Genomic DNA, 22,490 nt, shown 5'->3' on the forward strand with positions numbered 1-22,490 from the left:
ATGATATAAAACTTAAGCTCTGGGGTGATACATTCTGTGTGTTTCAAGCAGATAACGTGTATCGACGTGGGTGTAGATCTGAGTGGTGTTCAAGCTGGAGTGACCCAGCAACACCTGCACGATGCGCAGGTTCACGCCTCCTTCCAGCAGATGGGTGGCGAAAGAATGCCGGAAGGTGTGGGGTGTGATCTCCTGCTTGAGGCCGGCTTCCAGGGCGGCCTGGCGCAGGATCTTCCAGAAACCCATGCGGGTAAGCTTGCCGCCACGGTTATTCAGGAACAGATTGTCGGTTTGGGAAAGTTTCAGCAGGGCGGGGCGGGTTTGACCAAGATAGTCTTTCAGGATGTCTGAAACGCTATCCACAAAAGGGACAAATCGCTGTTTGGAACCTTTGCCGCGCACCAGGATCACGCTCTCGCCAAAATTGAGGTCATGGGTGGTGAGTCCCAGCAGTTCGGAGACGCGCAACCCTGTGCAGTACAGCAGTTCCAGCATCGCCCGGTTGCGTCTCTGCAGCACGGTTTCCCGGGGCAGTTCGTCCAGAAAGGCCAGCATGGTCTCCACATCCAGGAAATCCGGCAGATGCTGGCTCAGCCTGATCTTGGGTATCTGGTCGAAATCCACTTTAAGGTCTTTGCCGTTGTCAGCCAAAAAGCCAAAAAACTGCTTCAGCGCCACCCTTTTGCGGGCCACGGAAGTGTTCACCAACCCTGCCCCCACAAGTTCCGCCAGGTATTTGCCCACCTGCTCCGCCTGGTGTTTTTCGATCGGCAGCCCGTTCCAGCCCAGATAGTCGAGAACATCCCGCCGGTAGCTCTCCACGCTGTTTTCAGCCATGCCTTTTTCCACCCGGATGTAATAGACAAAACCGTTCAGCAGGCTGGTCAGGTTGGGATCGAGTTCAATCTCCGGCCTGGTAGTTGGGCGATTCTTTGGTGATGTTGACATCGTGGGGATGCGATTCCTTGAGGCCGGCGCCGCTGATCTCGATGAATTCGGCCTTTTCTCGCAGGGCGGACAGGTTTTCCGCTCCGCAATAGCCCATTCCGGAGCGCAAGCCTCCCATCAGTTGGTACAAAAAGTCTTTCAGCGGACCCTTGTAGGGCACCATGCCCTCTATGCCTTCGGCCACCAGCTTGTTGTCTTCGGCGTTTTCCTGGAAATAGCGGTCGCTGCTGCCCTTGCGCATGGCCCCGATGGAGCCCATGCCCCGATAGCTTTTGAAGCGGCGGCCGTTGTAGATGATGTATTCCCCGGGACTTTCATCGGTGCCGGCCAGCAGCGAGCCGATCATCACGGCGTCCGCGCCACCGGCCAGGGCTTTCACGATATCGCCGGAGTATTTGATGCCGCCGTCGGCGATCAGCGGGATCCCCGCTTTGGCAGCGATTTCGGAGCAGTCCATGATGGCGGAAAGCTGAGGCACACCGATGCCAGCGATGACCCTGGTGGTGCAGATGGAGCCGGGTCCGATGCCCACCTTGATGGCGTCCGCGCCGCTGTCGATCAGAAACTGGGCGGCTTTGGCGGTGGCGATGTTGCCGGCCAGAAGTTCCACGTTGCAGGTGGCCTTCACCTTGTTGAGCGCGGCGCGGATATTCACCTGGTGGCCGTGCGCGGTGTCGATCACCAAAAGGTTCACACCCTGTTTCGCCAATTCCTGCGCGCGTTCCAGAAAATCGCCGGTTACGCCGATGGCGGCACCCACCAGCAGGCGGTTTTTTTCGTCCTGCACGGCGTTGGGATAGCTGATCCTTTTCAAGATGTCGCGCACAGTGAGCATGCCAGCCAGGCCAAATTCCGAGGTCACGATCAAGAGTTTTTCGATCCTGTGTTTTTGCAGCAGGGCAACGCAATCCTCGCTGGAAGTGCCTTCCGGAGCGGTGATCAGCCGTTCCCGCGGCGTCATCAGATCTTTCACCAAACGTTTGCCGTTGGTCTCAAAGCGGATGTCGCGGCTGGTCAGAATCCCCACCAAGCGCCCCTTGTCCACCACGGGGAAGCCGCCGATCCTGTGCTCTTCCCTGATCTGACGCACTTTGGCCAGGCTGTCGCTGGGGGCCAGGGTGTAGGGACGGGTGATGAGGCCACTTTCGGCTCGTTTCACCCGCCGCACCTCTTCGGCTTGCTTGTCTATGCTGAGGTTTTTGTGGATGATGCCCAGACCGCCTTCCCTTGCCATCGCGATAGCCATCCCGGCTTCTGTCACCGTGTCCATCGCCGCGCTCAGTACCGGTATTTTCAAGCTTAGTCTGGCGCTGATCTGCGTTTCCAAGGATACCGTTGCCGGCAGCACTTTGGAATGCTGCGGCACCAGCAGAACATCGTCGAAAGTGTAGGTCTTACGGATCGTTTTCTTCATCGTGAACTTCCTTAACAAGCCATAAAATGAACTTCGTCCCGGCTGTCAAGCACTTTGCCGGGAGTGGGCAGATCGTTTGCCCAGATGAAGTGTGAACTGACACCCAAAGCTGCAAGTTGTGGCCCAAGGGGAAAGTGGGGACAAGTCTTTGAATGATTGTTAATTGCGATGGACAGGCTTTGGAGATGGCGGTGTGGCAAAACAAAAATCTCTTTCCGCGCCGCAGGCTGGTCTGGGGGCAAAGAATCCCAAGCTGGCAGAAATCCGCCAGGATCGGGCTCGGCTGCCGCTGATTCAGCGCAGGAGAATAACCCGCCGGGTTTGCGCCTCAGTTCCGTTGTTTACCCGGAGCAGATAAAGTCCGTTGGGGGCAGGTTTGCCCTGGCCGTCCTGTCCGTCCCAAGCCAGGTTTTCCACACGGCCAGCTTCCAAAATGGTATCACTGAGGTCGCGAACCAGTTGCCCGCGCACATTGAACACCTGGACACGGTAACGGTCCCGATCCTTGGCGCAAAAAGAGATCTGCACTTCTTTCGAAGCGGGATTGGGATAGCAGCGCAAGTCCAGGCTGACGGCCGGAACCAAGTGGGGATCTGAACTGGCAACGCCGTCATAGCGATAGACCTGAAATCCCGCCGTCAGGCAGATCCAGACGCCGCCGTCGGTATCCGAAAAAACCGACCAGACCCATGAATCCTGGAGCTGGGAGTTGGACTGATTCCAGACCTGCCAGTCCGTGCCGTCGAAGATTCCGACCCCGTGGATGCCGAGACCTACCCAGACCCGGCCCAGCGCGTCAAAGCCCAGTTCGCAGTCTCCATAGGTTCCACTGCCTGTGGAGGGCACTGCCCAGGCGGACCAGGTGCCGTTTTCACAGCGGCAGAGTTGTGGGCCATTGCGAACCCAGATCCTGTTCTGGGCATCGCAGGCGAGGGCGCTGAAGCCCTGGGGTTCGAAGGGGGCGTTGAGATGGTTGTAGACCTGCCAGTTTCCGTTGTCGTTCACCGCGATGCCATCGTTGGTCAGCATCCACATCCGGCCTTGCTGGTCTTTGGTGATGTCATCGATCAAGTCTCCCGGCAGGCCGGAATTCTGGGAGCTGTAGTGCTGCCAGACGTCGTTTTGGCGGATGTAGAGGCCATTGCCGTTGGATCCGATCCAAGGGTTGCCCTGGCCGTCGAATTCCAGGCAGGTATAGTGGTAATAGTCTTCCAGATCGGGCAGCTCAAACGTAGACCAGCAGTAGCCATCGAGGAACAGGACTACATGGCTGCGGGTTAGCGCCCAGAGAAATCCGTCGGCATCGATTTCCAGATCCATTACCCCGTACTGCAGTTGAGGGTCCGTGGTTTCATCCAGGAACTGCCACTGGGTTCCGTCAAAAATGCTGATGCCGCCGTTGATCTGTCCGATCCAGAGCTTGTTCTGGCTGTCGCGCAGACTTGAGCTGGCGGGATAGACGTTGCCGACCTGATAGGAGCCAGCCAGTTCCGTGTGGAGGCGGAACAACCTGTCCGAAGAGTAATAGACCGCGCCGCCGGAATCGACGGCGACCTCACGCAGAGATCCGGATTCCTCATACATCGACCAGCCCTGGGAGTCCAGCCGGTATAGGTCGCCATAACAGATCACATAGAGGTTGTTCTGGCTGTCCACGTCAGCTGTGTAAAAGTAAAGCCAGTTGTCGCCGATGCCTGGATCGAGAATGGCGGCCCACCTGGACCCGTCGTACTTGCTCAGGTTCGAAGCTCCCACCCAGATGTTGTTTTGCCTGTCTTCGAGGATGAATTTGATCTGTCCGGTGACATGGTAGTCAGTTTGTGTCCAGTTGACCCCATCATAGCAAGCCAGACTGGAGTTGAGCTCCAAAGTCCCGATCCAAACCCTGTCCAGATGGTCGATCTCGATCACCTGGATTTCCATGTCGTCCAGGGGTGTGTTGAAGGTGTTGAAATGGGTCCAGGTGGAGAAATCGTATTTGAACAAACCGTGGGTGCAGCCCAGCCAGAGATTGCCGGCGGAATCCTTGTGGATGGCGCTGATCCAGCCCGGATCGACCGGCGCAGTGGATAGATCGAAGCTCTGCCAGGTGCTGTCGCCATCGAAAGTGGTCAGCGAATGCAAACCGCCGATCCAGAGAAGGCCGTCGTTGTCATAGTAAAGGCTGAGCAGTGTGGCTTCCTGCAAGCCGGAATTGAAGGTATAGAAAATCTCAATTTCCTGGGTGAGGCGGTCGATGCGGCCCAAGCCGGGATAGTTGATGTAATAGATATGGTTCGGGGTGGCTATCATATTCCCTTTCACAGTGGGGAAGCTGTGCAGTTCCCATTGGGCGGCCGGAATGGCCGCAACGGCGAAAAGGAACAGCAACGCCATGACGGCTGTCTTCATCTTGCACCTTCCTGTAGTCCTGATAGGGCGGTTAATACTTGCCCGACCGGATGCTTGTAGCTCAGGGCTCAACCCTGGACCGCCAGGCATCCATGTCCAGGTAGAACTCGTCTCCAGCTCCATATAAAAATGTAAGCAATTTCTGCTCACATCAAAAGATTATTTTTAGAAGATTAAAAAAAGACACTAGAAAGTGCTTTGGAGATAAAGGCTCATATTCAAATAGAGTGGGTGGTGCTGCCTTGATCCCAGAGACGGTTACCCCGCGGAGTATTGAAGCGATACAGCCTGTCCGTAAAGGCCCTGTTCCGGGTTCCGTATGCGCCTCCCGCCTGATCTCCGCGTTTGATGCGATGATCTGGCGGGAGGCGAGGGAGGGGGATGGACGTGAGCGCTCAGGGTGTGGCTGACAGGATATTGTGGTGGCCAGGAATGTACGGCTCTCTTTTGAAATCTAATGGGTGTAGGCCGTCACCAGGAGTTCCATGCCGCCCAAGCCGGCGGTAACGAAGTACTGATAGGCATCCAGAATGAAGGACTGGACAGAGCTGAAAGAAAAAGGCTTGACTTATTTCACCCCTGTGAAGGAGTATGTTTCATGCAAATCAAAGCCACCGAACAGGGATGAAAGCATGAAAAAAATAGTCTTGGCAGCCTGGCTGTGTCTGCTGGCGGCTCTGGCCCCGGCAATAATCATCGAAAACGGATCTTTGCGCGACTTCCTTATGGGCAGCGAACCCGCCTGCGCTTATGACAACTGGATCTCGCATCTGGCCGAAGGCATAGCCAGCCCGAATTACAACCTCTACGCCCCCTACGATGTTCAAACCAACGGATTTGGCAACTTCCGCCTGCCCACGGCCACCGATCTGATCTATTGGAACAACATGGCGGACCTCTTTGTGGCCGGAGACTACGACGGCGCGCAGGCCATCCTGACGGCGAACAGCGCCCCCTTTGAGATCGTGCAGCTCAACGATACAGATACCGGCCGCACTTATGTCATGCTACGCGAGATACCCAACCCTGGCTATTTTGATGACAATGGAACGCTGGCTGAATATGACGATGAATGGGGCGCATTCACCTATGGTTGGGGGCTCTTCATCTACAATCCCCAAGGCAGCAAGCCCATCATCATCACCGTTCCTCATCCCTGTGACGACTTTCCCACCCCTGCCACGGGGTACGAAGCCCTGAATGTTTGGGATGCCCGCTATCTGCTGATCAACGGTTCTGGCCGCGAGGTGCGCTGGACCAATGAGGGCAGTTACACCAATTCCAAATCCCTGGCTGATCCCCTGCGCAACGCCATTCATCCCTTCAACACGCTTTATAAGAAGTTTGCCGATTCCATCCGCGCCCTCTTCGGCCTTCGGGAGTTTTCCGCCCAGATCCACTCCTACGATTGGAACCGGCACCAGGGCTATGCCAATTGCCAGATTTCGGCCGGTAATCCGCGGCCCTGCCCCAATCTGCCCATCCGCGACCTTTCCCCGCTCAAGCGAGATCTGATCAACGCCGGCCAGCATCTGATGATTCCCGCCAACACCGTGGGCATCCATGCGGATGTCTGGCTGAACGATTTTTACAGCGTGAACTACAGCACCCACGACTTCACTTTCTCGGATGGCGAGAATGCCTATCCCGTGAACGATCAGGTGGACCTGCCGGCCTACACGCAAAATCAGCACATGCTTTACACCCAAAGCGGAACCACGGATTATGACATCTATGAGCCCTTCTTCCACCTGGAAATGGACGAATTGCCAAACTGCTATGATGAAACGGACAACGTGTATCGTTGGTTCTATGGCTGGGATGCAGCCAGCCAGAACTGGGACATGGAAGGGCTCTTCAGCCGTTTCATGGACTATTACGGCCGCTGGGTTTACGATCTGGAACCGGTTCTGGTGGATATGTTCGCCCTGAACGACGATCAAACCCCGCCCACTCCGGGGAACCTTACAGTGCACAATCAATCCCTCAACAGCGTTACCCTCAGCTGGGCCAAAAGCCACGGTTTCGATTTTGACAGCTACGAGATCCTCTATGCCACGGAACCCATAAGCACAGACAATTTCCAGATCTTCAACCGGGCGAACAACTCTTTCCTCGCCTCGCCCGACTGCGAGATGATCACCGTTCCCAACCTGGCCAACGCCAACCCCTATTATTTCAAGATCCGCGCCAAAGACAAAAACGGCAACGTCTCCGCGCTTTCGAACGAGGTGAACACCAACCTCGCTCCCGCCAATATAACCGCTTTCACCGCCCACGGTCTGGACGGCACGGTGCGTCTCTACTGGCAGGTGAACGGCCAGACCAACAACCAGGGCTTCAAGATCTACCGCCGTGACGCCGTAAGCAACTTCACCCTGGTGGATTCATGGCTCACCAATCCGGCCCTGGCCAATCCCACCGCCAACAGCTTTGAATGGTGGGATAACGAGGTAACCAACGGCAGCGCATACACCTACAAGATTAGCAGCACCAACTTCCTTGAAGTGGAGTATTTCCACAATTATCCCGCCAGCGCGGCACCCCGGCCCATCCATGCCGTCACCATCAGCAACATGGCCGGCACGCTTTCCGATCAGGTGTTCTTCAGCGCAAATCCTTTCGCCACCGACGGCAACGACGCGTACTGGGATGTAACGAAAGGCAACCCCGGTACCACTTATGTCTGGAACGCCTTCTACGAACAGTATTGGAGCACCAACGGCACCAATCTGTCGCGGGAAGTGAAAGGGGATTACGATTCGGACAACCAGATCAAGACCTGGGTGCTCCGGGTGCGCAGTGATCAGCTGGAAACGCTCAACATCACGGCATCCGGCAACTTCAGCCGGGCGGAAAAGCTCTATTTGCAGGATGGCGGCACCTACCACAACCTGCTGGCCGGACCCTACCAATACAGCAACGCCAACTCGAATGTTCGAACCATGACTCTGCACTGGGGGAACATGCAGCCCCGGGCTACCTTTGCCTCGCTGGAAAACAAAGTCTATCAGGGCGGCAACAATGTTACATTTGGCTGGAGTTTCCAGTATCCCTTCCTCATCGACCATGCCGAGATCTCGGTGATCAACGCTTCCGACAGCCTGCTGCTCTCGGACACCGTGCCGCCCACCCAGACCAGCTTTCCCTGGCTGGTGCCGGCAAGCGTGGCTGAAATGCAGGACTGTCGTTTCGTGGTGGACATTGTGGCAGTGGATGGCGTGCGCAGCAGGTATCTTTCCCCCTATCGTTTTTCCCTGCTTCCCCAGATGATCCTTGCTTACAACGAACCCGGCTTGAAGATGCGCTCCAATCCCTGGCTGAATACTGATCTCAGCTTCGATCAGGTTTTCGGTCCCTCGCTTGCGTATCAGTTGACCCCGGATGGCGGCTGGGGCATGACGGAAGATTACGACTTCGGCACTGCCTACTGGGTGATGACCGATGACGTTAGTTTCTACAGCAACACCATGCCGCTCCAAAACGGAACCTATTACCTTGATTTAGCGCCTGGCTGGAACTTTTTGCCCAATCCCCACCTCTGCGCCTATGACCTTGAAGACCTCAGTTTTGCCCTTTCCGGCCAGTCGTACAGCTTCAGCGAAATGCTGAGCCAGGAGCTGATCTCGCCCGCCGTCTTCGTCTGGCGCGGCACGGATTATGAGAAGACTAACCGGATCGAGCCCTGGGAAGCTTTCCTGATCTATTACAACGGCTCCACTGACCTGGTGCCACAGATCCGCTTCCTGCCTTTCTTTGAGGGTCCCGGGATGCAAGCTCCGCCGCCCGCTTTCCAGCTGCGGATGGAACTCGCGGGAGCCCATCCCGCCGGAATCGAGCTTGGCCTGCATCCTTTGGCCTCTGAAGCGGTGGATTTTCGCTTCGACCATCCCCGCCCGCTCTATCCTCCCCTTACGGATGGCTCCGCGCTCTGGATCCATCATGCCAACGCCGATTCCACGGCCGCCTGGAACCTCTGCAGTGAATACCGTCGGCCCTTCAGCGCCCCGGAACAGGCTGAGTATTTCAACATCCGGCTCCACGCGGGTACGGAAGCGCCCCGTGAGATCAGTTTCATCACCGAGGGAATCGGTGACCAGTGGCAGATCCTGCTGATGCTCAACGACGTTCCCTACTATCTGGACGGCCAGGATACGATCACCTGGCAGCCTCCGGCGGCGGGAACTTACGAGGGCTACATCCGCGTCAGCAACTATCAGGTGCCTCTCCAGGACCTGGTCCAGAGTCCCATTTCCGCGCTCACGGCCTATCCCAATCCCTTCAACCCTGATGTGAGCATCGCTTTCAACCTCGCCCTCTCCAGCGAAGTGAGCGTGGACGTTTTCAACATCCGCGGCCAGAAAGTGCGTTCCCTCCTCCAGGCCAAGTTGTCTGGGGGAAACCACAGCCAGCGCTGGGACGGACGTGACGACAACGGCCGGGGTGTGGCCAGCGGCGTTTATTTCGCCAGGGTGAGAACGCAAAACGAAACCAAAACCATCAAGATGATGCTGATGAAATAATGCTCTCTGTTAAATCAAGTGGGTGGGGCAAATACCTTTCCCAGGTAAGATAAAGCGGCGTGTCATTGCGGATCCCCGCGTGCTTGGTACACGCTTCCCGGAATGACGATCTGAACAGCGGTTGGAGGTTCTCCAGTCATTCCTTCACTCCAACCACGTGGTTTGGAAGGGAGCTTGAAACAAATCCTGAGATTCAGGCTGGCCAGCTGGACACGGACTGGGTCAGTGCGGCCGTTTTCTCAGGAAGAGCAGGATGCCTGCTAGGATCAGGGTTCCCAAACCGGATAGGACTCCTGCCAGCAACAGAGGTGGGGTGTAGCTATTCCAGCGCGCGTGCATCAAGGTTCCCACCGGGATGGCCAGCGCCCCGAACCCGTAGGCGGAAAAAAGCAGGCCGTAGTTGATGCCCATGTGGGTTACGCCGAAAAACTCCGAACTAAGCACCGGAAAGAGCGCCAGGGTGACCCCGATCCCCAGGCCGAGGATGATCCCGGCAAGGTTCAGCAGCAGCAGGGTGTTGATGTGAAAGGGCAGCAGCAAAAAAACCGCAGTTTGCAGAGTGTAAACCATCACCATCAGCTGCAGGGAGCCGATCCTGTCGGAAAGATAGCCCGCCAGGGGGCGGCTGAGTCCGTTGGTGAAAGAAAAAAAGGAAAGAGGTATGGCTGCCTGGGCAATTGTGAGCCGCAAAGCTTCCCGGCCAAAAGATGGCAGGATGCCGATGATCATCAAACTGCCGAAAACCACGCAGAGAAAAGCCAGCCAGGTTAGCCAGAAGAGCTTTTCACGCATCATTTTCCGCGGGGTCACATCCTCCATGATGCTGCTGGTATGGCCGGTGAGGTGCATCGTGCCGAAGAGGTGGGTGAACCAGTCATCCTCTGGAAACCGCAGCAAACTGGAAGCGACCCAGGCGATGGCAAAGGTGATCCCGCCAGTGAGGACGAAAGTCCCGGCGATCCCCAGATGCGGCAGCGCCACCCTGGCTTTGAAGGGCGCGAAGAAAGTGGAGGCAAGGCCAAAGCCCATCACGCCCAGCGATACGGCCAGTCCCGGCTTGTCCGGAAACCACCGCCGAATGGCGGGCGCGATGCAGGAATAGGTGATTCCGCAGGCGATTCCGCCCAAACCCCCGTAGCTGAACACCAGCCACAGCTTGTGGTTGGTGAAATGCACCAAACCGCTTAGAATGTAGGCCAACAGGAAGAGGAAGGCCCCCAGCCGGATCTGTTTCTTCAGGCCTATCTTTTCCTGGAGCCGGCCTCCGGGGATCATCATGATGGCAAACACCACCATGAACACGGACAGGGGCAGGGTGGCGTCGCTCTTGGTCCAGCCGAACTGCTTTTGCATCGGCTCTACAAACACGCCCCAAGAATAGGAAAGGCCTCCAACCATGGCCAGCAAAAAACCACCCAAAACAACCAACCAGCGTTGTTTCCAAGGCGATCTTTCGCGGCCGTTGGTCATGGCCTGGCTCCTCCAGAAAGCTTCCGCCGGACATACCGCGCCACGCGGGTCAGGATCAACCCTGGCGATCCCGGTATCCTTGCTCTAAAAATAAAGGGCTCCTGTTTAGATTGGTGTCTTCAATGGCTGAAGAGTTTTTTCAGACAGGTTTCTCCGGAGTGTCATCCTTGATCTTGTCCGTGGCGTCGGCAACTTTGTCCTTGATGTCTTCGAACTTGTCTTTCGCGCCTTCCACCACTTTGTCGAATTTCTCGTCCAGATTGGCTTTCTCCAGGGTGTCGCCGACCTTGTCCTTGATGTCTTCGAACTTGTCTTTCGCGCCTTCCACCACTTTGTCGAACTTCTCGTCCAGATTGGCTTTCTCCAGTGTGTCGCCGACCTTGTCCTTGACGTCTTCAAACTTGTCTTTGGCATTATCCACAAACTTGTCGAACTTGTCATCCAGATTGGCGTCCTTCACCTTGTCGACTGTGTCTTCCACCGCGTCCTTGGCTTTTTCGTAGGCATCGCCCACCGAATCTTTTACCTTTGAGGCAAAGCCTTTGGCTGCTTCTTCAATGTTCTTTTTCTTCTTGGAAAAGATGCTGAAACACATGGTAAACTCCTGCTTTTTTTTATCAAAGTCGATTAAATCGGTCATTGATTCCGCTGTCAAGCAAAAAATGTCTCCATGATCAAAGCTTCGGTGAAGAAGGTTGGCGGTGCTTCAAGAAAAATGGTTTTCGAACCGGAATGCATCCCCACCAAAAGAATGTCTTGACCAAACCGGCGTCGGCGGCAGATTGGTCGCGTGAACAAGATCATCCACATCGACATGGACGCCTATTTCGCGGCAATCGAGATCCGCGAGGACCCTTTCCTGAAGGGCAAATGCGTGATCGTGGGCGGCAGCCCCAACGGCCGCGGTGTGGTTTCCACCTGTTCCTACGAGGCGCGGAAATTCGGCGTCCACAGCGGCATGAGCTCACACCAGGCCTGGAAGCTCTGTCCCCAGGGGATCTTTGTGCACAGCCACTTCAAGCTCTACAAAGAGGTCTCGGAACAGATCCGCGCCATCTTTTTCAGCTATACCGACCTTGTGGAACCGATGTCCCTCGATGAAGCCTATCTGGACGTTACAGCCAACAAAGCGGGCCTGGACGACCCGGTGGAGATCGCGCGGCTCATCAAAGCCGATATTCTGGAAACCACCCGGCTCACCTGCTCCGCCGGGGTTTCCTTCAACAAATTTTTGGCCAAGATCGGCTCTGAACTGAACAAACCCGACGGCTTGAGCGTGATCACCCCCGAAAACGCGCGGGAGATCCTCTTCGCTCTCCCGATTGAAAAATTCCATGGCATCGGCCGGGTGACAGCCGCCCGCATGAAGAAAATGGGCATCCACAACGGCGAGGACCTGCATGCCCGGGAAATGCTCGATCTGATCAGAGTTTTCGGCAAAACGGGGCTCTACTTCTACCAGGTGGTGCGCGGGATCGACAACCGCGCCGTGATCACCGAATCCGACCCCAAATCCATCAGTTGCGAAAGCACTTTCCACGCCGATCTGAGTGCCATCGAAGAGCTGCTGGAGGAATTGCGGGATTTGGTGGACAGGCTGGTGAACCGCATGGCCTTTCGCAACATCCAGGCCCGCAACCTGATCCTCAAGATCAAATACGACAATTTTGAATGCGTCACCCGCAGCTGTCCGCTACCCGAAGCCTCTTCCGATAAGGTCTTGCTCTTCGAATACGCCCAGAAACTGCTGGTGGCGAACTGGGATGAGGGCCGCCGGATCCGCCTCCTGGGCGTGGGCGTGGGTAAGCTGGACCTGGGCGAAAACACCGGCTGCGAACAGCTCGAACTGCCGGTCTGATCTTTGTTTACGCGGGAGTATTCCACCTCAGAAAGCCTGAGTGCTGAACTGGGCCGTTGAATACCGAATCGCTTATCTGGCGGAGAGATCGTCAGCCATCACTCGGATTCGAGCTCCTCAAGTTCTTCCAGTGATACCGGTTCGATCTCCCTTAAACTCTTGATGAGGTCCAGAGTACTGGCATCGGGAGCGAAGGGCATCACCAAAAGATCGGTTACATCGATGAATTCAACCCCAGGCAACTGGTAAACTATGTCCCATTTGCTCACAATGATGTCCACGCCAGCTTGTTTCGCAATCTCCGGGATCTGGTCCTTGATCCGTTCCAGGATGTCATCCACCGGCCAGGTGCTGAAACCCTGTTTGTGCATCAGTTGCTGCAAGGCGGGGCCCAGGGTTTCCAATTCGTTCACAAGTTTGTCGTTTCCTTCGGCTTTGGCTTGGGCAAGATCAGTTCTCAGGTCTTTGATGTACTGATTGAATTCTTCCGATCGGGCGTAGGCCACGGCGATGGCGCGGGAGTCAAAGATACCCACGCGTAAATGAGTGCCAGAAGCCCTGTCGATTGCTTGCTGGGCTGCCAATTGGGCGCAAACCGCCAATCCTGCCACCAATGTGATCAGGACTAATGCCAAGCTTGATTTTCTCATCGCGGACACTCCTTTGTTGAGGGTTCCAAAGCTCGGGTGAGGCAAGGTGAAAACCAATCATTTTCCCCAAGCTGCTTGCCTCATCTCAATGGCCATTAGCCCAAGGCGCTAAAATCTGTCAAGAGAAATGATGAACAGCGTCCATATTGCATTACTTATTCCATTATTATACCGTATTATATCCTATATCATTAATGGTTTTCAGCTCTGGATATCCTCAGATTTTTACTTTGGTCTTTCCACGGGTCGCTCCCAATATCAATACGGTATCAATACGGAATCATTACGGATGAAATCCGTATTGATTCCGTATTGATACCGTATTGATACTTGGGGCCAACCATGGTATAGCTATGACTTTTTTAGCTCCGATCCATTACGAGGCTTGTCTCCTGGGTGGATGAGTTGCGGGACACATCGGGCAAGTCCAGCCTCGCGAAGTCGGAAAGAAATAGCTTGACAAATTTGGAGTGATCATACAAACATGTGGCGAGGTTTTACATGACGCCAAATAAGGAGGTACCATGGGCGTACCCAAAACCGGTGAGCTGTTCCGGGCCATATTGGGTGGAGCATTCACAAATGCCGCGCAGGTTCGATCAGAGAAACCGGTAAAGGGCAAAGTGGTGTCCCAACAAATTTCAGCCAGGCGGCAAGATCATCGTTTTTTGCTGGCCGGAGCGGCCGGAAGCATGGCTACCCCGGTGATTTCAAGTCGAAATCCAGCTTGTACACAGGCTGATTTTCTCAACCATAGGCTTCTGGCAGGAAGAAATGCAAGCCCTTACGACCACATTTTTCTCAATTATGATGCTCGCGATCTGCCTTGTCCCTTTGTCCGCGGAAATAGCTCCCAAAGCAGCTCCAACAATAGCGGGCGGCGATTCCGGCATCCGCGCGGAGCGGGTCGAATCCGCCAGCATCGCCGCTGAAGGCGCGAGCAGGGTGAGTGATCTCAGCATCTCCGTGAACGGTTCAACGCTCACACTAAATTAGCTCGAAGTACCGGGAGCCGCGGCTTACAAGGTTTTTTCATCGGCATCGCCGGAGTCTGGCTTCAGTGAAGACATCAGCGGCAGCTTCGCCGGTACAACCTGGTCCACCACGGTTACCAACCCCCGCCGCTTTTACTATGTGACCTCAGTCACTTCCGGAGTTCCTGCCGGTTTCGTGTTCGTCCCCGGCGGCACCTTCACCATGGGGGATACCATCGATGACGAGGTAGGAGACGACGGTGAGCTTCCCGTCCACAGTGTAACCCTTGATCCCTTTTACATCGGCAAATACGAGGTCACCCAGGCGGAGTACGTCCAGTATATGCAGCCAGGTTTCAGCTGGACAATAATTTCTGGACTTGGTGACAATTATCCTGCCTATTATGTCTCCTGGTACGCCAGCCTCAAATACTGCAACCTGCGCAGCCTCGCGGAGGGGCTCACTCCGGTCTACAGCATTTCCGGTTCCACCAATCCCGCCAATTGGGGTACTGTACCCACATCCTACAACGCCAACTGGAACGCCGCCATTTGCAACTGGAACGCCACCGGATACAGATTGCCCACGGAGGCGGAATGAGAATACGCCGCCCGGGGTGCTGTGGATCCGCCCGACTATCTCTACAGCGGCTCAGGTGACATTAGCGCAGTGGCTTGGCATGGTGGAAACAACTCGCCTTACGGCAGCAAGCCCGTCGGGACCAAGTCGCCCAACGAACTCGGAACCTACGACATGAGCGGCAACCTCGAGGAATGGTGTTGGGATTGGTATGACTGGTACTATTACAGCAGCAGCCCGCAGAACAATCCAACGGGGCCTGCAAGCGGGTCGAACCGGGTGAAGCGCGGCGGCTACTGGGGCGTCAATGCCTCCGGTTGCCGGGTCGCGAATCGTTACAGCGCCTACCCGTACCACGGCTACAGCGGCTACGGCTTCCGCGTCTGCAGGGCAGTCCCCTGATCTTATGATTTCTTACCTTTTTACCCTAAAGCGCCAAAAATGAAACGTGGTTCGGACGCCTGGGATCGGTTTTTCTTTTGCTACTTTTCTTTCCCAAAGAAATTGGCTCTCTTTCAAGTCGAGTTGGTGAGAGCAAAACATTACTCTCTTGGTAAGCTAGAGCCAGCATGTCATTCCGGGGAAGCGTGCACCAGCACGCGGGGTCCCGGAATCCAGGCTGTTTGGGTAATGCCCTGGCAGAGGGACGATCCAGGCGCTACCTGAATCGACCCCGCTCCTGTGTTACATTTGCTATTCCCGCAAGGGTTGAATTCCGTCACTGCGTTCCGGAATGGCCCGCGTTCAGGGCTGAGATGGGTAAGATCTGCTGTCGTCGATGCTCGATCCTCGCTCTACGCCTGCCTCGCCCGACGCCAGCCTCGCTCTACGCCAGCTTGGTTTCCCAAAATGACGCGCGCGTGGGGCAATGTTTCATGGCCTAAGTGGCCGCGGTGATCTCCACTTTCATGCGGTCCGGGTCCTCAAAGAAAACGGCGTAGTAGTCATCTCCGCCGGCATAGGGATGCCTGTCCTCGTACAGAATGGTGATTCCTTTCGACCGCAGTTCAGAGGTGATCTCATCCACGCAATCCCGGTTGTCGGCGTGAAAGGCCAGATGGTTCAAACCCGCGCGGCAGCGATGGTAGGGGATGTCCAGCCAGCGCTGTTCCGCCTGCACGAATACGATGTAGGTCTCGCCCAGAAGGTAGCTGAAGCCACCGTCCCAAGCCTGAAAGAGCGTATAACCCAGCCGCTTTAGCAACCAGGACCAAAACTCGCGGCTCGTCTGAAGGTCCCGCACATAAATTTCCACATGGTGCAAAACTCCTGTCATCGCAGGCTCCTTTTTACTTGTACTCATAATTGTTTCCGCGGGCCTTTGGAGCTCCGCGTAACGAAAATACCTTTCTGCCAAAGGTTGCTGCCGATGATCACCACCAGGCCAATGAGGGTGGCGGGGTGGATGTTTTCCCTGAGGATGAGGGAGATGAAGATCAGCGAGAGGAAGGGTGTGAGGAAGATCAGGTTGGAGATGGAGGCCGTGTTTTCGCTGGACTGAAGCGCTTTCTGCCAGAGGATGAAGGTGAAACCCATCTCGAAAACGCCGACGTAGAGCGCGCCCAGCAAGCCCCGGAGCACCACGCCGTTCACAGTGAAAAGCCCGGACAGGTTCAGCCTGCCGCGGATCAGGGCGTAGAGCGCGGTGGCGATGGTCCCCACCAGGAAATTGAGCAGCAGCTTGCCGTTCGTTGCGCGGGTATCCTTCAGGTTCAGGATCCAGTAAACCGCCCAGACCAGCGAGGTGGAAACCGCCAGCAGCGAGCCCAGCGGATCTTCGAACTGCAGCAGGAGCACCCGGCCCCGGGTGGAAATGATCACCACCCCCAGAAAACTTAGCAGCAGCGCCAGCAGGTCTTTCAGCCGAAACCTTTCCTTGAGCAACCACACCGAAAGCAGGGACAGCACGATCGCCCAAGTGTAGTTCAGCACCTGGGCTTCCTGGGCGCGGAGGCGGTGGTAGGCCACGAACAGCATCAGGTAATAGACAAAGGGGTTCAGCAAGCCCGCCGGCAGCGAACGCCACCAGGAGGAAAAAACCGCCCCGCGTTTTGCCCGGTCAAACAGGTTCACCACAACCAGAAAGAGGGTTGCGGCGCTGGACGCGAAGAGCAGCAGGCCCAGCGGCGTGAGGTGCCTGAGGCTCAGCTTGAAGGCCGTGGACACGGTGGACCAGGCCAGCACGGCGCCCAGGGCGTAAAGGTAAGCTGTTTTCACTTTCATGGTGGCAAAGAAAAAGCCTGCCCGGATAGCGGACAGGCTGATTTCCATCCGGATAGGTTTAGTTCATCTTTTTCAGGATGTTGTTGAATTCGGTTTCGAGGGCTTTGTTCTTGGTCTTTTGAGCGCCCAGGATCACCAGCCTCACCGCGTCCTTGCTCAGGCCGTCATATTCGTACCATTTGCGGGCGTAGGTGATCATTTCTTCGAAGTTCTGCATCTCGTTGAGCAGGAAGCTGATCTCCTGAAAATCCTTGTCATCGTCGCGGATCCCCAGCAGCTTTTTCAGATATCCCAGCGCGGCGGCGTTGTCTTTCAGCTTGTAGGCGATGTATTTGGCGTCGGCCAGCGCGTCTTCGTTGTTGGGCTCGATGGCCAGCACCATCTGGTTGTTCAGCTTGGCGGCCTCATACTGCTCCAGCTCGAATTGGCAGAAGGAAAGGTTCATCAGGTTGTTCACGTTCATCGGCTCAGCCAGTTTCACCTTCTCGAAGAAAGGCAGGGCGGCGGTATAATCTTTCTTGTTCAGATAGAAGATCCCCATGGACTCCTGCACTTCCGTATTCTCGGGATCCACGTCATAGATCTTGAGCAGGATGGCCTCGGCCTTGGCTTCGTCCTTCATGTCCTTCTGATAGATGGTGGCCAGCTTGTAAAGCGGCTCCGTGCGGGAAAGGTCCATCGCGGCCACGGTCTCGAAGATCTCGATGGCGGTGGCGGTGTTGCCTTCGGCCAGCTGAGTGTCGGCGGCGTTGAAGATCCTGGTCCAGGCGCTGGTGCGGCGTTTTTTCATGTCGCGGATGGCGGCCAGCTCTTTCTCCGTGGGCTTTTCATACTTTTCCATGATGGCGATGGACTTGTCGTAGTTCTCAAACGCAGTCTTATTGTATTCCACGGCCTTGTCGGCAATGGTTTCGCCATAATAAAGGTTGATATCCGCCACCCTTCTCAGGGCGTGGGCGTGGTTGGGATTGCCTTCTTTTTCGTCCAGCACCTTGGTGTACAAAGCGAGGGCTTCGTCCACGTTCTGCTGATTGTAGGCCACATCGGCGGATTTGAGGTCGACCGTGGCGCGGGGGTTGAGTTTCTCCCTGTTCGCGGCGCAGGCTGTAAGAAAGAGCAGCGCGGCCAGGGTCAGGATCACGAGACGTTTCATTATTATATCTCCTGTGAAGTTTTTTTCTTTGGCTTGCACCAAAAATCCGAAAGGGATTATCAGTCAAGACTTTTTCCTCCCTGCCTCCCCAACAGCCGTCGCACAGAGGCTTTTTCCCTCGTCCGGAAAGGTTTGGCCCCGGGCCGGGAAAAATAACTTGACCAAATCGGCCGCCGCGCCAAAAGGGAACAAATTCAAACCTTTAATCCGTGCCAGTGAGCCGGAAAGGAGCCAAAATGGAATCTACGCCCCAATTCGTCGGCCGCAGCCTCTTCGACCTGGAGGACTATTCCGCCGACGAGATCATGTACATCCTCTCAGCCGCCCAAGGCATGAAAGAGATCAACCTTCGCGAGTACAAAAAGATCCCCACCCTGCGCGGAAAGACCGTCTGCACCCTTTTTGTGGAAGACAGCACCCGCACCCGGATGAGCTTCGAGCTGGCCGCCAACCGCCTCAGCGCCGACGTGGTGAGCTTTCAGGCCTCAGTTTCCTCCCTCCAGAAAGGCGAAAGCCTGCAGGACACCATCTACACCCTCGGCGCCATGGGCATCGACCTCTACTGCATCCGCCACAGCAGCCCCGGCAGCCCGCAACTGGTGAACAAATACTCCGGCAAGCCCGTGATCAACGGCGGCGACGGGCGCCACGCCCATCCCACCCAGGCCTTGCTGGACATTTTTTCCATCTGGGAACGCGTGGGCGAGCTGAAAGGCCTGAAGATCACCATTGTGGGCGATATCCTGAACAGCCGGGTGGTGCGATCCAACCTCATCGGCATGAAAAAACTGGGCATGGAGGTAACCGTCTGCGGTCCGCGCACCCTGATGCCGGGCGGCATGGCGGAGATTTTTGGCTGCCGGGTGGAATACGATCTGCGCGAAGCCCTGCGCGACGCCGACATCGTGATGGGCCTGCGCATGCAGCTGGAGAGGATGGGGGAGGGGCTGTTTCCCAGCCTTGAGGAATACAGCAAACACTACGTGCTCTCCAAAGACACCATCAAATATGCCAAGAAGGACGCCCTGATCATGCATCCGGGGCCGATGAACCGCGGGGTGGAGATCCTGCCCGAGATCGCGGATAGCAGCCAGAGCATCATCGTGGAACAGGTCGCCAACGGCGTGGCAGTGCGCATGGCGCTGATGTTCCTCATCCTTGGCGGAAAACTTTGAGGGAGGGAAAAAATGACCACACTCATCATTAACAGCACCGCTTACATCAACGGAAAGTTCCAGCTCCGCGACATTTTGATCCGAAACGGCCGCATCGCCCGGATCGCCAAAAGCCTGCCCCAAAAGGCGGACCAGATCCTTGACGCCACCGGCAGGCACGTCTTTCCCGGTTTCGTGGACCTCCACGTGCATCTGCGCGACCCCGGCCAGACCTACAAGGAAGACATCGTTTCCGGCACCCGCGCCGCGGCCAGGGGGGGCTTCACCAGCCTCTGCGCCATGCCAAACACCGATCCCGTGGTGGACAACATCGCCACGGTGGACTACATCCAGCGCCGCGCCAAGGATTTGGGCTCGGCCAGGGTCCATGTGATCGGCGCCATGACCAAAAAGAGCGAGGGCAAGGAGATCAGCGAAATGGCCACCATGCAGTCCGGCGGGATCGTGGCTGTTTCAGACGACGGCCACTGCGTGCAAAATGCCAAGCTGATGCTCAACTGCATGCGCTACGCCACCAATTTCGGCCTGCCTCTGGTGATCCACGCCGAGGACTACAACCTGGCTGGCAAAGGCCAGATCCACGGCGGACGGATCGCTTCCAAACTCGGCCTTTCCGGCCTTCCCGGCCTGGCCGAAGAAGTGATCGTCTCGCGGGACATCATGCTGGCGGAAAACACCGGCGCCAGGCTGCACATCGCCCACATCAGCACCGCCCGTTCCATTGAGCTGGTGCGTGAGGCCAAACAGCGCGGCGTGAAAGTGACTTGCGAAGTAACGCCTCACCATCTGCTGCTTACGGAAGACGCCTGCCTGGGCTTCGACACCAACACCAAGATGAAACCCCCGCTGCGCACGGAGAAGGACCGCCTGGCCTGTCTGGCCGCCCTCAAGGACGGCACCATCGACTGCATCGCCACCGATCACGCGCCCCACGCGGATTTCGAGAAAGTGCGCGAGTTCGACCACGCCCCCTTCGGCATCATCGGCCTGGAAACCGCCTTCTGCGCCATCTACCACCATCTGGTGAAACCCGGCCAGCTTTCCCTGGCCCGCCTTGCCGAAGCCCTGACCATTGCCCCGACCAGGGTTTTGGACCTGCCGCCGGCCGAACTCAAAGCAGGACATCCCGCCGACCTCAACCTCATCGACCTCGAGGCCAGCACCACTTTCACCGCGGAATCCCTCCTCTCCAAGGGAAAAAACACTCCCTGGCTGGATCAAACGCTTTCCGGACGCGTGCTTTGCACCTTTCTGGAAGGCCGGATCACCTGGCAGGACGGAGCATGATCGCCCATCGGGAAGTGCCTCTGCTCAGCAGCGAAAGGATCAACCGGGATTACCTGCGGATCAGCGTCGCGGCGCCGGATCTGGCCTCGCTCTGCCGTCCTGGGATGTTCTTTGAGCTCAAGGCCGGGCTGCCTTCCCAAACGAAGCGCCTCTTCAAGCCTGTGAGCGTGTTTGCCGCCCATGATGGTGAGATCGCTTTCCTGATCAAGGTTGTGGGCCCCGGCACCCGGGCTTTGGCAGAATTGCAGCTGGGCGAACCGCTGCTGCTGACCGGGCCGCTGGGCAACTCCTTTCCCCTGGTGCGGGGCCGCAAGGCCCTGCTGGTGAGCGGCGGGATCGGATATCCGCCTCTGGCTTGGCTAAAGCTGGTTTTGGCTGCGGACAACCAAGTCGTCCACATCCACGGCGGGTCCTGTGCCGAGGACGTCTTTCCCTGTGACCTCGCCTATACCCTCGACGGCAGCGCCGGCAGCCGGGGACCGGTCACGCTGGACATCCCTGACTTCATCAGGACGGAAGACTTCGATATCGTCTTCAGTTGCGGGCCGTTGCCGATGCTTAAAGCCCTGCAGGCCTGCGTTGGCGACCTGCCGCATTATGCCTCGCTGGAAGCCTACATGGCCTGCGGCCTGGGCGCCTGCCACGGCTGCGCGGTCCCGGCGGGGGAGGGCTGGCAGCGCGTGTGCAAGGAAGGACCTGTGTTCGAGGCCGCAAAAATCCGCTGGAGCGAGTTATGAACAGGCTTGCCACCTCGATGGGGCGCCTGCGGCTGAAAAGCCCGGTAACAGTGGCCTCCGGCACCTTTGACACCGGGTATTTCGATCTCTTCGACCAGCACGTACTCGGTGCCTATACCACGAAAACCATCACCCTGGCCCCCATAGCCGGCAATCCGCCGCCCCGGCTCTTTGAAACCGAGGCTGGTTTGCTTAACTCCATCGGCCTGCAGAATCCGGGCCTCAAAGCCTGGCTGAATGAAGATCTTCCGTTGTTGCGGGAAAAACTTCGGATCCCGCTGATCGTCAGTTTCTCAGGCTCTTCCGAAGACGAGTTTCTGGAGGTTCTCGACGGACTGGAACTGCAGGAAGGGATCGCCGGCTACGAGGTGAATATCTCCTGTCCCAACGTTGCCAGGGAGGGGATCGCCTTCGGGGCGGACCCGGACGTGGTTTTCGCCCTTGCCTCCAGGCTGGCCGCCATCACGGAGCGCGAACTGATCTTCAAACTCAGCCCCAACGTGACCGACATCGCCCGCGTCGCTCAAGCCGCCGAGTCCGGAGGGGCAACATCCCTGGCATTGATCAACACCCTCTACGGCTCCGCGATCGACTGGAAAACGGGCAAATTCAGGATCTCCAACCCCGTTTGCGGCTACAGCGGATGCGGTATCAAACCAGTGGCTCTGGCCCTTTGCCACAAGGTTGACCAGGCTGTTGACATCCCCATTTTGGCCCTGGGCGGCATCCACAGCTGGCAGGACGCCCTCGAATTTTTCTGGGCCGGCGCTTCCGCCATCGCCCTCGGCACCGCCTTTTACAGCGATCCCCTGGCCGCGGTGAAACTGCGCCAGGGTTTGGAGGCTTTCCTGCGGGAGAACGACCTCTCACTGCGTGATATCATCGGCAAGGCGCGCTGATCCCTGAGCCCAACCATAAGCCTTCCAGCCAAGCGCCCGCCGTGCCCCCCGCATGCCCCTCGCCTCAAATGCGGTGATCAGGCGGGAGGCTCGGAGGGGTCGAACCAGCGGGGGTTTGGGGAGGGTGATCAGGCAACGGCCTTTGAAACCACTTCCAGAGTGCCGGGTATCCCCGCAATCGCTTGAGCGGAATTACCGCTTGACAGCA

At 56.9% G+C, this 22,490-nt stretch carries 16 protein-coding genes and 1 pseudogene; 8 read left to right on the forward strand and 9 right to left on the reverse strand.

The genetic code is table 11. The features are described 5' to 3' along the window. Positions 1–12: 12 nt before the first annotated feature. From LHW45_03810 to LHW45_03820, 3 genes are all read right to left on the reverse strand, one after another. The gene (locus LHW45_03810) at positions 13–948 is read right to left on the reverse strand and encodes a tyrosine recombinase (GenBank protein ID MCB5284703.1); all 936 of its coding nucleotides are present in this window, start codon (positions 946–948) and stop codon (positions 13–15) included. Then, positions 902–2,362, reverse strand: coding sequence for an IMP dehydrogenase (guaB, locus tag LHW45_03815; protein ID MCB5284704.1), 1,461 nt, complete (start codon positions 2,360–2,362; stop codon positions 902–904). Before guaB ends, LHW45_03810 begins: the two co-directional genes overlap by 47 nt. 294 nt (positions 2,363–2,656) lie before the next feature. Then, the gene (locus tag LHW45_03820) at positions 2,657–4,753 is read right to left on the reverse strand and encodes a T9SS type A sorting domain-containing protein (GenBank protein MCB5284705.1); all 2,097 of its coding nucleotides are present in this window, start codon (positions 4,751–4,753) and stop codon (positions 2,657–2,659) included. Between the two features lie 632 nt (positions 4,754–5,385). On the opposite strand from LHW45_03820, the gene LHW45_03825 reads away from it, so the two are divergent. After that, positions 5,386–9,276, forward strand: a complete 3,891-nt coding sequence (locus tag LHW45_03825; protein ID MCB5284706.1) for a T9SS type A sorting domain-containing protein — start codon at positions 5,386–5,388, stop codon at positions 9,274–9,276. 222 nt (positions 9,277–9,498) lie between these two features. Here LHW45_03825 and LHW45_03830 read toward each other — a convergent pair whose 3' ends face one another. Next, positions 9,499–10,746, reverse strand: coding sequence for an OFA family MFS transporter (locus LHW45_03830; protein ID MCB5284707.1), 1,248 nt, complete (start codon positions 10,744–10,746; stop codon positions 9,499–9,501). 139 nt (positions 10,747–10,885) lie between these two features. Next, positions 10,886–11,341: a hypothetical protein gene (locus tag LHW45_03835; GenBank protein ID MCB5284708.1), complete on the reverse strand. Its 456-nt coding sequence runs from the start codon at positions 11,339–11,341 to the stop codon at positions 10,886–10,888. 195 nt (positions 11,342–11,536) lie between these two features. Between LHW45_03835 and dinB the strand changes: the two genes are divergently transcribed. Continuing rightward, positions 11,537–12,604: a DNA polymerase IV gene (gene dinB, locus LHW45_03840; GenBank protein ID MCB5284709.1), complete on the forward strand. Its 1,068-nt coding sequence runs from the start codon at positions 11,537–11,539 to the stop codon at positions 12,602–12,604. Between the two features lie 98 nt (positions 12,605–12,702). Here the strand turns inward: dinB and LHW45_03845 are convergent, their stop codons facing one another. Next, entirely contained in the window at positions 12,703–13,254 is a 552-nt protein-coding gene (locus LHW45_03845; GenBank protein ID MCB5284710.1) for a hypothetical protein, read from the reverse strand. Between the two features lie 524 nt (positions 13,255–13,778). Between LHW45_03845 and LHW45_03850 the strand changes: the two genes are divergently transcribed. Both LHW45_03850 and LHW45_03855 read left to right on the forward strand, forming a co-directional pair. Then, positions 13,779–14,186, forward strand: a complete 408-nt coding sequence (locus LHW45_03850) for a hypothetical protein (GenBank protein ID MCB5284711.1) — start codon at positions 13,779–13,781, stop codon at positions 14,184–14,186. 238 nt (positions 14,187–14,424) lie between these two features. Then, positions 14,425–15,210, forward strand: a pseudogene (locus LHW45_03855) (formylglycine-generating enzyme family protein). Positions 15,211–15,688: 478 nt separating this feature from the next. Here LHW45_03855 and LHW45_03860 read toward each other — a convergent pair. The 3 genes from LHW45_03860 to LHW45_03870 are packed head-to-tail and all read right to left on the reverse strand — an operon-like array spanning position 15,689 to position 18,184. After that, positions 15,689–16,084 (reverse strand): VOC family protein, encoded by a 396-nt coding sequence (locus tag LHW45_03860; GenBank protein ID MCB5284712.1) that lies wholly within the window; start codon positions 16,082–16,084, stop codon positions 15,689–15,691. Positions 16,085–16,107: 23 nt separating this feature from the next. Next, positions 16,108–17,079 carry a DMT family transporter gene (locus tag LHW45_03865; protein ID MCB5284713.1) on the reverse strand — a complete coding sequence of 324 codons (972 nt, stop codon included), beginning with the start codon at positions 17,077–17,079 and terminating at the stop codon, positions 16,108–16,110. 10 nt (positions 17,080–17,089) lie between these two features. Further along, positions 17,090–18,184, reverse strand: a complete 1,095-nt coding sequence (locus LHW45_03870; GenBank protein MCB5284714.1) for a tetratricopeptide repeat protein — start codon at positions 18,182–18,184, stop codon at positions 17,090–17,092. Between the two features lie 236 nt (positions 18,185–18,420). Between LHW45_03870 and LHW45_03875 the strand changes: the two genes are divergently transcribed. From LHW45_03875 to LHW45_03890, 4 genes are read left to right on the forward strand one after another with little or no spacing between them, the layout of a single operon-like run. Further along, positions 18,421–19,359: an aspartate carbamoyltransferase catalytic subunit gene (locus tag LHW45_03875; protein ID MCB5284715.1), complete on the forward strand. Its 939-nt coding sequence runs from the start codon at positions 18,421–18,423 to the stop codon at positions 19,357–19,359. A gap of 12 nt (positions 19,360–19,371) precedes the next feature. Further along, entirely contained in the window at positions 19,372–20,646 is a 1,275-nt protein-coding gene (locus tag LHW45_03880) for a dihydroorotase (GenBank protein ID MCB5284716.1), read from the forward strand. Further along, positions 20,643–21,383 (forward strand): dihydroorotate dehydrogenase electron transfer subunit, encoded by a 741-nt coding sequence (locus LHW45_03885; protein ID MCB5284717.1) that lies wholly within the window; start codon positions 20,643–20,645, stop codon positions 21,381–21,383. Before LHW45_03880 ends, LHW45_03885 begins: the two co-directional genes overlap by 4 nt. After that, positions 21,380–22,282 carry a dihydroorotate dehydrogenase gene (locus LHW45_03890; protein MCB5284718.1) on the forward strand — a complete coding sequence of 301 codons (903 nt, stop codon included), beginning with the start codon at positions 21,380–21,382 and terminating at the stop codon, positions 22,280–22,282. The genes LHW45_03885 and LHW45_03890 overlap by 4 nt, the downstream gene beginning before the upstream one ends. Positions 22,283–22,490: the final 208 nt, after the last annotated feature.

The organism is Candidatus Cloacimonadota bacterium (genome assembly GCA_020532085.1).
In the GTDB taxonomy this organism is placed as follows: Bacteria; Cloacimonadota; Cloacimonadia; order Cloacimonadales; family Cloacimonadaceae; genus Syntrophosphaera.